This is a genomic window from Pseudomonas sp. UBA6315 (assembly GCF_002438125.1).
Taxonomy (GTDB): Bacteria; Pseudomonadota; Gammaproteobacteria; order Pseudomonadales; family Pseudomonadaceae; genus Aquipseudomonas; species Aquipseudomonas faucium.
In genome coordinates this window covers 1-13,122 of sequence record NZ_DJTF01000099.1, presented here as the reverse complement: position 1 = coordinate 13,122, position 13,122 = coordinate 1, and the positions used below count along the sequence as shown (strand labels likewise).

At 63.8% G+C, this 13,122-nt stretch carries 11 protein-coding genes and 1 tRNA gene; 7 read left to right on the top strand and 5 right to left on the bottom strand.

What is annotated here, in order from left to right:
• Positions 1–75: 75 nt before the first annotated feature.
• Entirely contained in the window at positions 76–1,209 is a 1,134-nt protein-coding gene (locus B3E94_RS12920; protein ID WP_286913798.1) for an aminotransferase class V-fold PLP-dependent enzyme, read from the bottom strand.
• A 72-nt stretch (positions 1,210–1,281) separates the two neighbouring features.
• On the opposite strand from B3E94_RS12920, the gene B3E94_RS12915 reads away from it, so the two are divergent.
• From B3E94_RS12915 to B3E94_RS12895, 5 genes are all read left to right on the top strand, one after another.
• Positions 1,282–1,917: a TetR/AcrR family transcriptional regulator gene (locus tag B3E94_RS12915; RefSeq protein ID WP_085675550.1), complete on the top strand. Its 636-nt coding sequence runs from the start codon at positions 1,282–1,284 to the stop codon at positions 1,915–1,917.
• A gap of 107 nt (positions 1,918–2,024) precedes the next feature.
• Complete coding sequence (locus B3E94_RS12910) at positions 2,025–2,993, top strand: GTP 3',8-cyclase MoaA (RefSeq protein WP_286913796.1); 969 nt, start codon at positions 2,025–2,027, stop codon at positions 2,991–2,993.
• A gap of 65 nt (positions 2,994–3,058) precedes the next feature.
• On the top strand, positions 3,059–3,664 hold the full coding sequence (locus B3E94_RS12905; RefSeq protein WP_176512244.1) for a DUF4823 domain-containing protein: 606 nt from the start codon (positions 3,059–3,061) through the stop codon (positions 3,662–3,664).
• A 10-nt stretch (positions 3,665–3,674) separates the two neighbouring features.
• Complete coding sequence (locus B3E94_RS12900; RefSeq protein WP_286913795.1) at positions 3,675–4,235, top strand: DUF1285 domain-containing protein; 561 nt, start codon at positions 3,675–3,677, stop codon at positions 4,233–4,235.
• 89 nt (positions 4,236–4,324) lie between these two features.
• Positions 4,325–4,741 carry a cupin domain-containing protein gene (locus B3E94_RS12895; RefSeq protein WP_286913794.1) on the top strand — a complete coding sequence of 139 codons (417 nt, stop codon included), beginning with the start codon at positions 4,325–4,327 and terminating at the stop codon, positions 4,739–4,741.
• A 55-nt stretch (positions 4,742–4,796) separates the two neighbouring features.
• Here the strand turns inward: B3E94_RS12895 and B3E94_RS12890 are convergent.
• Both B3E94_RS12890 and B3E94_RS12885 read right to left on the bottom strand, forming a co-directional pair.
• Positions 4,797–4,872, bottom strand: a tRNA-Asn gene (locus B3E94_RS12890).
• A 73-nt stretch (positions 4,873–4,945) separates the two neighbouring features.
• Positions 4,946–6,142 carry an amino acid aminotransferase gene (locus tag B3E94_RS12885; RefSeq protein WP_176512247.1) on the bottom strand — a complete coding sequence of 399 codons (1,197 nt, stop codon included), beginning with the start codon at positions 6,140–6,142 and terminating at the stop codon, positions 4,946–4,948.
• Between the two features lie 287 nt (positions 6,143–6,429).
• Between B3E94_RS12885 and uvrB the strand changes: the two genes are divergently transcribed.
• Entirely contained in the window at positions 6,430–8,445 is a 2,016-nt protein-coding gene (gene uvrB / locus B3E94_RS12880; RefSeq protein WP_286913793.1) for an excinuclease ABC subunit UvrB, read from the top strand.
• Between the two features lie 110 nt (positions 8,446–8,555).
• On the opposite strand, the gene B3E94_RS12875 is transcribed toward uvrB, so the two are convergent.
• Both B3E94_RS12875 and B3E94_RS12870 read right to left on the bottom strand, forming a co-directional pair.
• Complete coding sequence (locus tag B3E94_RS12875; RefSeq protein ID WP_236235610.1) at positions 8,556–10,046, bottom strand: MDR family MFS transporter; 1,491 nt, start codon at positions 10,044–10,046, stop codon at positions 8,556–8,558.
• 49 nt (positions 10,047–10,095) lie between these two features.
• Positions 10,096–11,151: an HlyD family secretion protein gene (locus B3E94_RS12870; protein ID WP_236235520.1), complete on the bottom strand. Its 1,056-nt coding sequence runs from the start codon at positions 11,149–11,151 to the stop codon at positions 10,096–10,098.
• Between the two features lie 143 nt (positions 11,152–11,294).
• Between B3E94_RS12870 and gltX the strand changes: the two genes are divergently transcribed.
• Entirely contained in the window at positions 11,295–12,776 is a 1,482-nt protein-coding gene (gltX, locus tag B3E94_RS12865; protein ID WP_176512250.1) for a glutamate--tRNA ligase, read from the top strand.
• Positions 12,777–13,122: the final 346 nt, after the last annotated feature.

Sequence of the window (13,122 nt, the reverse complement as noted above, 5' to 3'; positions counted from 1 at the left end):
AGGTTTGGCGCAGTGCCAGTGCCTGTTGGTCGTTTTTTAAACAGATTTGGAATACGCCCGCCCTCCGTTCCTTCCTCAGCGTATGGCCAGTCGCCGCACTTGCTGCACAGCTTCGTCGATCAGATGCTCCCTGGTGTAGAAATGCGGCGAAAAGCGCACACCAGGCCCGCGTAATGCGCAGATCGTGCGCTCGCTAGACAACGCCCGGTAAACATCCCCGCTGTCTTGCCCTTGAATGCTGAAACTGACGATGCCTGCACGCCTCTGCGCGGCGGCGGGGCTGTGCAGGCGCACGCCGGGAATGCTGGCCAGGCCCTGATGCAACTGCTCCACCCGCTGTTGCAGTTGCCGCGCCACTTCGTCCATGCCGACCTCTTCGAGCAGCGACAGGCTCGCCTCCAGCGCACAGGCGCCGAGCATGTTCGGGCTGCCGCATTCGAAGCGCCGTGCGCTGCGCGCGGGCTGCCACTGGCGGCGCTCGAAGTCGCCCAGCTGTTCCACCATGTGCCAGCCGTAGGCGTGCAGCTTGAGGTGTGGGCGTATCGCGGCGCGGCAATAGAACACGCCCAGCCCCTCGGGGCCGAGCATCCACTTGTGGCCGTCGGCCATGGCGAAATCGCACTGATACTGCTGGACATCGAAGGGCAGGGCGCCGATCTGCTGGATGGCGTCGACGCAGAACAGCACATTGCGCGCCTGGCAGCCTAGGCCCAGGCGCGCCAGGTCCAGGCGCAGGCCGCTGCCAAATTGCACCGCGCTGACTGCCAGCAAGCGCGTCTGCGCGGTGCAGGCAGCCAGCAGCGAGGCCTCCGGGTCGGGCCCGGCAAGGCTCACCTGCAGCACTTCGACCCCACGATCGGCCAGGGCCTCCCAGACCACCCGGTTGGAGGGGAACTCCTCGTCGCTGATCACCACCTGGTCGCCTGGCTGCCAATCGAGCCCGAACGCGACCAGCGAGAGGGCTTCGGAGGTGTTCTTGACCAGCGCGATGTCAGCGCGCGAAGGGGCGTTGAGCAAGCGTGCCAGGCGCTCGCGCAGGCGCCGTTCGGTGGCCAGCCAAACCGGGTACTCGCTGGCGCCCAGGCTGACGTTGTCACGGGCGAAGCGCGCCACCGCCTCACTGGCCCGTCGCGGCCAGGGGGCGATGGCGGCGTGGTTCAGGTAGCGCAGCCCCGGGGCTTGCTCGAACTCATCGTGAAACATAGACATGGTTGGAAGATCCGTGCAATTTGCCGCAAGTTAGGCATAATAAACCGCTTCGATTGTCATCCAGTCCTTCCTATGCAGAAAGAACCTCGTAAGGTCCGTGAGTTTCGCCGTCGCGAACAGGAAATCCTCGACACTGCACTCAAGCTGTTTCTCGAACAGGGTGAAGACAGCGTCACCGTCGAGATGATCGCTGATGCCGTGGGCATCGGCAAAGGCACGATCTACAAGCACTTCAAGTCCAAGGCGGAGATCTACCTGCGCCTGATGCTCGACTACGAGCGCGACCTGAACGCGCTGTTGCATTCGGCCGATGTCGACCGTGACAAGGAGGCGCTGTCGCGCGCCTACTTCGAGTTCCGCATGCGTGACCCGCAGCGCTACCGGCTGTTCGACCGGCTTGAAGAAAAGGTGGTCAAGGGCAACCAGGTGCCGGAGATGGTCGAGGAGCTGCACAGCATCCGCGCCTCCAACTTCGATCGCCTGACCCAGCTGATCAAGGGCCGCATCAGCGAAGGCAAGCTCGAAGACGTACCGCCGTACTTCCACTATTGCGCCGCCTGGGCACTGGTGCACGGCGCCGTGGCGCTGTATCACTCGCCGTTCTGGAGCAATGTGCTGGAAGATCAGGAAGGCTTCTTCCAGTTCCTCATGGACATCGGCGTGCGCATGGGTAACAAGCGCAAGCGCGACCCGGAAGCTGCCAACTGAAGGCATCCGCCACTTCGCGTTGAACGCGGCATGGAGCAGGGGCTTGCAAAAACCTGAATTTTGAGTCAGGTTTTGCCGGCCCCGATTCATCCATGCCGGAGTCACCCATGATCGTCGATCGTCAAGGCAGGCGTTTTCGCAACCTGCGCGTCAGCCTGACGGCTGCCTGCAACTATGCCTGCAGCTATTGCGTGCCTGACGGCAAGCGCCTGGTGGCGCCCCAGGACGAGCTGCCAGCCGAAGCCCTGGCGCGCGGCGTGGCCTACCTGATCGAAACCGCCGGCATCGAGCGCTTGCGCATCACCGGCGGCGAGCCTCTGGTCAGCCCGAGGCTAGACGCGTTTCTGGCTGCTGTTGCCAGGCTCGACCTCGAAGACATTTCCCTGACCACCAACGGCCAGCTGCTTTCGCGCAAGTTGCCGCAACTGCACGCCGCCGGCATCCGCCGCTTGAACGTCTCCCTCGACACCCTCGACCCACAGGCATTTCGCCGCATCGCCCGCGGTGGCGACCTGGCCAGCGTGCTGGCCGGCATGGACCAGGCGCAGGACATGGGCATGCGGATCAAGGTCAACATGGTGCCGATGCGCGGGCAGAACCTGGACCAGGTGCTGCCGATGCTCGATTACTGCCTCGAGCGCGGTTATGAATTGCGCTTCATCGAGCTGATGCGCATGGGGCACCTGGCCCGCGACCACAATGCGTTCCTCCAGCAGTTCGTGGGCCTCGACCATCTGCTGGCGGTGATCGGCCAGGCGCACGACTACCAGCAGGCCCAGGCGCCGGTGGACGCGACTGCGCTGCGCTACCAGATCCCCGGCAAGGGCCACTTCGGCGTGATTGCCAACGAAAGCGTGCCGTTCTGCCGCAGCTGTTCGCGCTTGCGCCTGTCGTCCACCGGCTGGCTGCACGGCTGCCTGTCGTCGAGCAATCGCCACTTTGTCGGTGACCTGCTGGAAAAGCCGCGCCACGAAGCCTTGCCGGCGCTGCAGCGCCTGCTGGTCAAGGCCCTGGCCGACAAGCAGGCGCTGGCGTTTTCCGGTGATGTGATGGTGATGAAGGTGATTGGCGGTTGATCTGGCGCAAAAGCTGCATCCGCCGGCTATTCGCCGGTTTTTCGTCGCCGGCCATTGGAGGAAAGATGCGTAGCCTGGTCTTGCCGCTGGCGCTGTTGGCGCTGGGTGGCTGCATGAATGTCAGCGATATGGGCGAGGGCGTCCGTTACCACATGAGCGATGCCGGCCTGCTGGACCACAGCGATACGCGCCGCAGCCTGTCGATCCGCCTGCAGCCCGATTCGTTCATCTTCATCGGCCAGGGCGCGTTCATGCCGCCGGGCAAAGGGCCGCTGCCGCAGCAGAACGCGGTGGCAGAGGAAGCGTTCAAGAGCTTTGTCGAGTACTTCCCGCTGGTGCGTCGCGCCCAGGGGCCGTTGGGCCTGGAGGAGGCGATTGCCCAGGCGCGCTCGGTGGGCGCCGACTATGTGCTGTACACCCGCTTCGCGCGTACCGACGACCGCATCGGCAATGGCGATGAGTGGTACGACGAGCAGGCGGTCGATCGCCTGGGCTGGGATACCGGCGTGGTGCAGATGATGCTCATCGAAACCAACACCCGCTACCTGATCGACACCGCACGCATCAAGAGCCGTGGCGGTTTGTTGACGTTCCACGACAACTCGCCCCGGGATTTGCTTGCCGCCCCGATGCGCGAGTACGCTCGTAGCCTCCTGGGCATGAGTGAGTGAGGCAAACGCGATGAGCGATACCGGCAAGGCCAATGACCTGTTGGCGCAAATTCCCAAGCACAAGGGCTTGCCGCCGGTGCATCTGTGGAACCCGGATTTCTGCGGCGACATCGACATGCGCATCGCCCGTGATGGCACCTGGTACTACCTGGGCACGCCGATCGGGCGCAAGCCGATGGTACGCTTGTTTTCCACCATCATGCGCCGCGATGGCGACGACTACTTCCTGATCACGCCGGTGGAGAAAGTCGGCATTCGGGTCGACGATGCGCCATTCGTTGCCGTGGCCCTGGATGTGCAGGGCAGTGGCGAGCAGCAGGTGCTGCGCTTTACCAGCAACGTCGAGGACGAAGCCGAAGCCGGGCCGGATCACCCGCTGCGGGTGGAAATCGACCCGGTTACCCAGGAGCCGGCGCCCTATGTGCTGATGCGTAGCAACCTTGAGGCGTTGATCCACCGCAATGTGTTCTATCAGTTGGTCGAGCTGGCGGTGCCGCGGGTGATCGAGGGCGAGGAGTGGCTTGGGGTCTGGAGCCATGGCCAGTTCTACCCGATCGGGCGTGCCAGCTGAGCGGCCTCCTGCTTTTTCCCTGAATTGGCCGTTTGCCGCCAACCCCCAGGGGCCTAACCTGCAGGCAATCGCCAATCAGGAGACGCCCCATGAAAACTGCCCACCTTTCCTTTGCCTTGCTCCTCGGTGCCGGCCTGCTCGCCGGCCAGCCTGCCGCCTGGGCGCATGGCGAGGCAACCGATCAGGTCAAGGTCCTGCAGGAAAAGCAGCCTTCGAACGCACCCGGCAAGAACGCCGTGATGCTGACCGTCAGCTATGCACCTGGCCAGGCCTCGCCCGCCCATCAGCACCCCGGTGCGGTGATGGCTTATGTGCTGGAAGGCGCAGTGGTGTCGAAGCTCAACGATGAGCCGGAGAAAACCTACAAGGCCGGCGAGTTCTGGTACGAAGCGCCTGGCACCGTGCACAGCGTGTCGCGCAACGCCAGTGACAAGAAACCGGCCAAGTTGCTGGTCTGGAGCCTGGTCGACGAGGGCAAGCCTGTGACCGAACCGCTGGCAAAATAAACGGCCACAACGAAAAAGCCCCCGGTGCTTGCGCACCCGGGGGCTTTTCAGTGTTTGGCTCCGCGACCTGGACTCGAACCAGGGACCCAATGATTAACAGTCATTTGCTCTACCGACTGAGCTATCGCGGAATCTGCGCGTATCTTAATGATTGCCGAGGGGAAGTCAAGCTTCCACTCGGCAATTCAGATACGAATCAAGCAGTTACAGCACTTCGACGATGGCCTTGGTGACCACGTGGATGTTGCTCTGGTTCAGTGCGGCAACGGCGATGCGGCCGGTGTCCAGCGCATAGATGCCGAACTCGTTCTTCAGGCGAGCCACTTGCTCCACGGTCAGGCCCGAGTAGGAGAACATGCCAGCCTGGCGGCCGACGAAGCTGAAGTCGCGCTTGGCACCGTACTCGGCCAGCAGCTGGACCATTTGCTGGCGCATGCCGTGGATGCGCTGGCGCATCTCCGACAGCTCGGCTTCCCACATGTTGCGCAGTTCGTCGCTGTTGAGCACGGTGGCGACGATGGTGGCGCCATGGGTCGGCGGGTTGGAGTAGGTGGTGCGGATCACGCGCTTGACCTGGGACAGCACGCGGGTGCTTTCGTCCTTGGAGGCGGTGACGATCGACAGGGCGCCAACGCGCTCGCCATACAGCGAGAACGATTTGGAGAACGAGCTGGAAACGAAGAATTCCAGGCCCGATTCGGCGAACAGGCGCACGGCGAAGGCGTCTTCGGCGATGCCGGCGCCAAAGCCCTGGTAGGCCATGTCGAGGAACGGCACGTGGCCTTTGGCCTTGACCACTTCCAGGACGTTTTTCCAGTCGTCCAGGCCCAGGTCGACGCCGGTCGGGTTGTGGCAGCAGGCGTGCAGCACGACGATCGAGCCGGACGGCAGGTTGTTCAGGTCTTCGAGCATGCCGGCACGGTTGACGTCATTGCTCGGCGCGTCGTAGTAGCGGTAGTTCTGCACCGGGAAGCCGGCGGTCTCGAACAGCGCGCGGTGGTTTTCCCAGCTTGGGTCGCTGATGGCCACCACGGCATTGGGCGACAGGCGCTTGAGGAAGTCGGCGCCAATTTTCAGAGCACCGGTACCGCCAACGGCCTGCACGGTGACCACGCGGCCAGCGGCCAGCAGTGGCGATTCGGCGCCGAAGATGAGTTTCTGTACAGCCTGGTCGTAGCTGGCGATACCGTCGATCGGCAGGTAGCCGCGCGAGGCGTGCTGGGCGGCACGCTGGGTTTCGGCTTCGATCACGGCGCGCAGCAGCGGAATGCGGCCTTCCTCATTGCAGTAGACGCCCACGCCCAGGTTCACCTTGTCGGTGCGCGGGTCGGCGTTGAATGCTTCGTTGAGGCCCAGAATAGGGTCGCGGGGTGCCAGCTCTACAGCGGAAAACAGGCTCATTGTTACCTTGGCTCTGATTGGAGAGTGATAGGACGTACACGCTCCAGCCGAATGCACTGAAGCGGTGCACAAACGGGGAGTCAGTATAGTGATACCGATCGGTCACGGCGACACTGTGTCGCGGCTTTTCAGCGGATTTGCGCAAATATTTTTCGACCATTGGTCGAATTGCCAGGTCCATCGCAGTAGGCGCTCGCAGGCGGGCCTTGAATCCGGCCCCGGGCGGGCGCATTTGGGTATAGACTACTGGCTAAATTTACAGTTGCTGCAGCGTCGCGAGGTCCGTCATGTCCGAGTTCCAGCTCGTCACCCGTTTCCAGCCGGCAGGTGATCAGCCCGAGGCCATCCGCCAGATGGTCGAAGGCATCGATGCCGGCCTGTCGCACCAGACCCTGCTCGGGGTGACCGGCTCGGGCAAGACCTTCAGCATCGCCAACGTCATCCAGCAGGTGCAGCGCCCAACCCTGGTGCTGGCGCCGAACAAGACCCTGGCGGCGCAGCTGTATGGCGAGTTCAAGGCGTTTTTCCCGAACAACGCGGTGGAGTACTTCGTTTCCTATTACGACTACTACCAGCCCGAAGCCTACGTGCCGTCGTCGGACACCTTCATCGAGAAGGACGCCTCGATCAACGACCACATCGAGCAGATGCGCCTGTCGGCGACCAAGGCGCTGCTGGAGCGGCGCGATGCGATCATCGTCACCACGGTGTCGTGCATCTACGGCCTGGGCAGCCCCGAGACCTACCTGAAGATGGTCCTGCACGTCGACCGCGGCGACAAGCTCGACCAGCGCGCGCTGCTGCGCCGCCTGGCCGACCTGCAGTACACCCGCAACGAAATGGACTTTGCCCGCGCCACCTTCCGTGTGCGCGGCGATGTGGTCGACATCTTCCCGGCCGAATCGGACCTCGAAGCCATCCGCATCGAGCTGTTCGATGACGAGGTGGAGAACATCGCCGCCTTCGACCCGCTGACCGGCGAGGTGTTTCGCAAGCTGCCGCGCTTCACCTTCTACCCCAAGAGCCACTACGTCACCCCGCGCGAAACCCTGCTGGAGGCGGTGGAGGGCATCAAGGAAGAGCTCAAGGACCGCCTGGAGTACCTGCACAAGGCCAACAAGCTGGTGGAAGCCCAGCGCCTGGAGCAGCGTACCCGCTTCGACCTGGAGATGATCCTCGAGCTGGGCTACTGCAACGGCATCGAGAACTACTCGCGCTACCTGTCCGGCCGCCCGGCCGGCGCGCCGCCACCGACGTTGTACGATTACCTGCCGGCGGATGCATTGCTGGTGATCGACGAATCCCACGTCAGCGTGCCGCAGGTGGGCGCCATGTACAAAGGCGACCGCTCGCGCAAGGAAACCCTGGTGGAGTACGGCTTCCGCCTGCCCTCGGCGCTGGACAACCGGCCCATGCGCTTCGACGAATGGGAGGCGGTGAGCCCGCAGACCATCTTCGTCTCGGCAACCCCGGGGCCGTATGAGGCCGAGCACGCCGGGCGAGTGGTCGAGCAGGTGGTGCGCCCCACCGGCCTGGTCGACCCGCAGGTCGAGGTGCGCCCGGCGCTGACCCAGGTCGACGACCTGCTGTCGGAGATTCGCAAGCGCGTCGACCTCGGCGAGCGGGTGCTGGCCACCACGCTGACCAAGCGCATGGCCGAAGACCTCAGCGACTACCTCGCCGACCACGATGTGCGGGTGCGCTACCTGCACTCGGACATCGACACGGTGGAGCGGGTCGAGATCATCCGCGACCTGCGCCTGGGTACCTTCGACGTGCTGGTGGGCATCAACCTGCTGCGCGAGGGCCTGGACATGCCCGAGGTGTCGCTGGTGGCGATCCTCGATGCCGACAAGGAAGGCTTCCTGCGCTCCGAGCGCTCGCTGATCCAGACCATCGGCCGCGCCGCGCGCAACCTCAATGGCCGGGCGATTCTCTACGCCGACAACATCACCGGGTCGATGCAGCGGGCCATCGACGAGACCGAGCGGCGGCGCGAGAGGCAGGTGGCCTTCAACGAGGCCAACGGCATCGTGCCCAAGGGCGTGGTCAAGGACATCACCGACATCATGGAGGGCGCCACCGTGCCGGGGGCGCGCAGCAAGAAGCGCAAGGGCATGGCCAAGGCGGCCGAGGAGGCTGCCCGCTACGAGGCCGAATTGCGTACGCCGGGTGAGATCACCAAGCGCATCAAGCAGCTCGAAGAGAAGATGATGCAGTTTGCCCGTGACCTGGAGTTCGAAGCGGCGGCGCAGTTGCGCGATGAGATCACCCAGCTGCGGGAGCGGTTGATTAGCAGCTGACCTTACGGGCCCTATCGCCGGCAAGCCGGCTCCCACAAAGTCCGCACAGTTTCAAATTGCTGTGCTGTACCTGTGGGAGCCGGCTTGCCGGCGATAGGGCCAGTACGGTTCTAGTGAGCCTCGCCAGCCTTCAACCCCTCTGGCAACTTGCGCGTCAACAACACCGCCACCATGCTCACCGCCAACCCGATCCCGACAAAATGGAAGGCATCGTTGTAGGCCATGATCAGCGCCTGCTGGTGGGTAATCTCGCTCAACTTGCCCAGCGCCGCCCCCTCGTTGCCCAGCCGCTCGGTCAATTGCGCCAGCCGCTCGGCCACCTGCGGGTTGCTCGGCACCACCGCTTCACGCAGGTAGTCGAAATACACCTTGGTCCGCGCATCCAGCAACGTCGCCAGCAGGGCAATGCCGATGGCGCCCCCCAGGTTGCGCAGGATGTTGAACAGGCTCGAAGCCGACCCTGCATCCTGCTGCTGGATATACGCCGTGGCGATCAACGAGATGGTCACCATGATCATCGGCTGGCCCAGGGCGCGGATGATCTGGATGTGGTTGAACTGCGGCCCGGCAAAATCCGGGTTGAGCACGCCGGAGCCGAAGCTGGCGGCGCCGAACAGGCAGAAGCCTGCTGCGCACAGCCATTTGGGCGAGATCACCTTCATCAGTTGCGGCACCAGCGGAATCAGAAACAGCTGCGGCACGCCCATCCACATGATCACCTCGCCGATCTGCAGGGCGTTGTAGCCCTGGATCTGCGCCAGGTACAGCGGCAGCAGGTAGATCGACCCGTACAACCCCACGCCCATGCCCAAACTGGCGATGCTCGACAGGCCGAAGTTGCGGTTGCCGAGGATGCGCAAATTGATCAGCGGGTGCGGCTTGGAAAACTGCAGGATCACAAAGGTGATCAGGCTGATCAGGGCGACGGTGCCCAGGGCGACGATCAGGTTCGACTCCAGCCAGTCCTTGCGGTGGCCTTCCTCGAGAAACACCTGCAGGCAACCCAGGCCCAGGCCCAGGGTGAGGATGCCGGCGTAGTCGGTGCTTTTGAGTAGCTCCCAATGCGCTTCCTTCTTCTCCAGCCCGTACATCAGGCCGGCGATCATCACCAGCCCAGGCGGGATGTTGATGTAGAAGATGTACTCCCAGCCCCAGTTCTCGGTCAGCCAACCACCCAGGGTCGGGCCGATGGAGGGGGCGAAGGTGGCGGTCATGGCGAACATGGCCATGCCCTTGGCACGGTGGTGCTCGGGCAGCTTGATCAGGGTCAGGGTGAAGGCCAGCGGAATCAGCGCGCCGCCGGTAAAACCCTGCAGCGCGCGGAACACGATCATGCTTTCCAGGTTCCAGGCCATCGAGCAGAGCAGGGAGGCGAACAGGAACCCGGCCGACACCCACACCGCCAGGCGCCGTGCGGACAGCAGCTGCACCAGCCAGGCGGTCAGCGGAATCATGATGATTTCCGCCACCAGGTAGGAGGTGGAGATCCACGAGCCTTCCTCCAGGGTCGCCGACAGTGCGCCCTGGATGTCCTTGAGCGAGGAGTTGGTGATCTGGATGTCCAGCACCGCCATGAAGGCGCCGAGCATCACGCTCATCACCGCGATCCAGTCGCGCCGGCTGGGTTCGGCGGTCGGCCGCGCCAGCGTGTCACCGGCCATCGTGGCCTTCGTCCGCGGAGCGCAGGTCGACGGTGGCGGTTACCGACATGCCGGGGCGGATGCGCCCGTGCAGCGGGTTGTCGGCGGCGAAGGTCAGCTTCACCGGGATGCGCTGCACCACCTTGGTGAAGTTGCCGGTGGCATTGTCCGGCGGCAGCAGGCTGAACTGCGCGCCGGAGGCGGCGAACAGGCTGTCGACGCGGCCCTCGATCGGGGTATCGGGGTAGCTGTCGAACAACAGTTCGGCGCGCTGGCCAGGCTGCATGTGGCCGATCTGGGTTTCCTTGAAGTTGGCCTGCACCCAGATGGCTTCGTCGGGCACGATCGACAGCAGGTAGGCGCCGGCCTGCACCACCTGGCCATTGCGCGCATTGCGCTGGCCGATGGTGCCGCTCAGGGGCGCGCGGATCTCGCAGCGGGTCAGGTTCAGCTCGGCCTGGGCCAGGTCGGCACGGGCATTGGCGATCTGCGCGTCGAGGCGCTTGAGGTCGGCGTTCAGTGCGCTGACCTGCTGGCGTTGGCCTTGCAGGTCGGCGCGGGCCTTATCGACCTGGGAGCCGGCCACGTGGGCATCTGCCGACAGGGTGGTGACCTGCGCCTCCGAGACGAACCCAGGCTTGCGCAGTTTTTCGGCGCGGCTCAGGTCCAGGCGCGAGCGGTCGAAGGTCGCCTGGTTGGCCGATACCTGGGCCTGGCCGGCGGCGATCAGGCTGCCTTGTTGGGTCAGGCGGCTTTGTGCCTGGGCATATTCCGCCTCGCGTGTGGCCAGGGCAGCGCGGGCACGGTCCACGGCCAGTTGGAAGTCGGCGACTTCCAGGCGCACCAGCAGGTCGCCCTTGTTCACGTGCTGGTTGTCGTCTACCCGCACCTCGTCGATGCGAGCGCCGAGCTGGCTGGACACGCGCGTGATCTCGCCCTGCACGTAGGCATTGTCGGTGCTTTCGAAGAAGCGGCCCTTGAAGTACCAGTGGGCGAGGAAGGCGAGGGCGATGATGGCCACCAGGCTGAAGAAGATCAGCAGGCGGCGTTTGAGTTGAGCAGGCATGGGGACTATCGTTCCAGAAATGTAAACAAATTTAACAGCGACAGACGGTCTGTCCACAAGTGTCGTTAGCGCCATTGCTGGAGCCCGATGCCTGCTCCCTGCTAACATCCCGCCTTTGTTTCATCTTTCGTTCGAGACTCTCCATGACCACCGTTCGCACGCGTATCGCGCCATCGCCCACTGGCGACCCCCATGTCGGCACCGCCTACATCGCCCTGTTCAACTACTGCTTCGCCAAGCAGCACGGCGGTGAGTTCATCCTGCGGATCGAAGACACCGACCAGCTGCGCTCCACCCGCGAGTCGGAGCAGCAGATCTTCGACGCCCTGCGCTGGCTGGGCATCGAATGGAACGAAGGCCCGGATGTCGGTGGCCCGCACGGCCCTTACCGGCAGAGCGAGCGCGGCGAGATCTACGCCAAGTACGCCAAGCAGCTGGTCGATGCCGGCCACGCCTTCTATTGCTTCTGCACCGCCGATGAGCTGGAGCAGATGCGCGCCGAGCAGATGGCCCGTGGCGAGACGCCGCGCTACGACGGCCGCGCCCTGCTGCTCAGCGACGAGGAAGTACAACGCCGCCTGGCCGCGGGCGAGCCCCACGTGATCCGCATGAAGGTGCCGAGCGAAGGCATCTGCGTGGTCCCGGACATGCTGCGCGGCGACGTCGAAATCCCGTGGGACCGCATGGACATGCAGGTGCTGATGAAGAACGACGGCCTGCCGACGTACTTCCTGGCCAACGTGGTCGACGACCACCTGATGGGCATCACCCACGTGCTGCGCGGCGAAGAATGGCTGCCGTCGGCGCCCAAGCTGATCAAGCTGTACGAGTACTTCGGCTGGGAGCAGCCCAAGCTGTGCTACATGCCGCTGCTGCGCAACCCGGACAAGAGCAAGCTGTCCAAGCGCAAGAACCCGACTTCGGTGACCTTCTACGAGCGCATGGGCTTCATGCCCGAGGCCATGCTCAACTACCTCGGCCGCATGGGCTGGTCGATGCCGGACGAGCGCGAGAAGTTCTCCCTGGCCGAAATGGTCGAGCACTTCGACCTGTCGCGCATTTCCCTGGGCGGCCCGATCTTCGACATCGAGAAGCTGTCGTGGCTGAACGGCCAGTGGCTGCGTGAGCTGCCGGTGCAGGAGTTTGCCGCACGGGTGCAGAAGTGGGCCTTCAACAGCGACTACATGATGAAGATCGCCCCGCACGTGCAAGGCCGGGTCGAAACCTTCAGCCAGATCGCCCCGCTGGGTGGTTTCTTCTTCGAAGGTGCGTTGAAACTCGACGCTAAGCTGTTCGAGAGCAAGAAGCTGTCGGCCGACCAGGTGCGCCAGGTGATGCAGCTGATCCTGTGGAAGCTGGAAAGCCTGCGTCAGTGGGAAAAAGACCGCATCACCGCCTGCATCCAGGCTGTGGTCGAGTCGCTGGAGCTCAAGCTGCGTGATGCCATGCCGCTGATGTTCGCCGCCATCACTGGCCAGGCCAGCTCGGTGTCGGTGCTCGATGCCATGGAAATCCTCGGCCCGGACCTGACCCGCTACCGCCTGCGCCAGGCCCTGGACCTGCTCGGTGGCGTGTCGAAGAAAGAAAACAAGGAATGGGAAAAGCTGCTGGCGAACATCGCCTGATCCAGCGCCGCTGATCGTGTGTGGGACCGGCTTTGCGTCGCGAAAGGGGTGCTAAGCGGCCCCACTATCGATAAGTTCGCACCACCGCCGGGGGGCGCCTTGCGCCCCTTTCGCGACGCAAGGCCGCTCCTACAAGGGGCATGCGCACCGCGAATAGCAGGGGCAGGGCGGTAAGTGATTGTTATCTGTGAAAAAACTTTTGAAATTTTTCGAAAATTTGTTTGACAGCTGTGCAATCCGATCTTAATATGCGCCCCGTCCACAGCGATGAACGAAAACGAAACGCCAGGCACCCAGCCGGTGGTTCGGTTCAAAGCGACATTGTGGGGCTATAGCTCAGCTGGGA

Bases quoted from the DNA above. Each gene is read 5' to 3' on its own strand.
- B3E94_RS12920 (WP_286913798.1), bottom strand. From the start codon at position 1,209: ATGTCTATGTTTCACGATGAGTTCGAGCAAGCCCCGGGGCTGCGCTAC.
- B3E94_RS12905 (WP_176512244.1), top strand. From the start codon at position 3,059: ATGCGTAGCCTGGTCTTGCCGCTGGCGCTGTTGGCGCTGGGTGGCTGC.
- B3E94_RS12910 (WP_286913796.1), top strand. From the start codon at position 2,025: ATGATCGTCGATCGTCAAGGCAGGCGTTTTCGCAACCTGCGCGTCAGC.
- uvrB (WP_286913793.1), top strand. From the start codon at position 6,430: ATGTCCGAGTTCCAGCTCGTCACCCGTTTCCAGCCGGCAGGTGATCAG.
- gltX (WP_176512250.1), top strand. From the start codon at position 11,295: ATGACCACCGTTCGCACGCGTATCGCGCCATCGCCCACTGGCGACCCC.
- B3E94_RS12895 (WP_286913794.1), top strand. From the start codon at position 4,325: ATGAAAACTGCCCACCTTTCCTTTGCCTTGCTCCTCGGTGCCGGCCTG.
- B3E94_RS12885 (WP_176512247.1), bottom strand. From the start codon at position 6,142: ATGAGCCTGTTTTCCGCTGTAGAGCTGGCACCCCGCGACCCTATTCTG.
- B3E94_RS12900 (WP_286913795.1), top strand. From the start codon at position 3,675: ATGAGCGATACCGGCAAGGCCAATGACCTGTTGGCGCAAATTCCCAAG.
- B3E94_RS12870 (WP_236235520.1), bottom strand. From the start codon at position 11,151: ATGCCTGCTCAACTCAAACGCCGCCTGCTGATCTTCTTCAGCCTGGTG.
- B3E94_RS12915 (WP_085675550.1), top strand. From the start codon at position 1,282: ATGCAGAAAGAACCTCGTAAGGTCCGTGAGTTTCGCCGTCGCGAACAG.